The organism is Pseudomonas sp. SIMBA_068 (assembly GCF_046534705.1).
GTDB classification, from domain to species: domain Bacteria; phylum Pseudomonadota; class Gammaproteobacteria; order Pseudomonadales; family Pseudomonadaceae; genus Aquipseudomonas; species Aquipseudomonas putida.
The window spans coordinates 1-275 of the sequence record NZ_JAWRYI010000421.1 but is presented as its reverse complement, the minus strand read 5'-3'; the positions used below and the strand labels follow the sequence as shown (position 1 = coordinate 275).

The 275-nt window shown below is 60.0% G+C and carries 1 protein-coding gene; it reads left to right on the top strand.

Features of this window, described 5'->3' with window-relative positions; translation table 11 throughout:
- Positions 1-70: 70 nt before the first annotated feature.
- Positions 71-275 (top strand): FAD-dependent oxidoreductase (locus SB756_RS29800; RefSeq protein ID WP_117246249.1); only part of this gene is annotated, 205 nt, incomplete at its 3' end.

Here is a 275-nt window from a genome sequence, read left to right as displayed (position 1 = left end):
CCGCAGCTTTAGCGCGTTGATCCACTCTGGCAGGGCTGCATTTTGGCCCTGCCGCTGACAGGGAGCTCTTATGTCCGAAGATATCTTTGACGCCATCATCGTCGGTGCAGGGCTTGCCGGTTCGGTTGCCGCACTGGTGCTCGCCCGCGAAGGTGCGCAAGTGTTAGTTATCGAGCGTGGCAATTCCGCAGGTGCCAAGAACGTCACCGGCGGGCGTCTCTATGCCCACAGTCTGGAACACATTATTCCTGGTTTCGCCGACTCCGCCCCCGTAG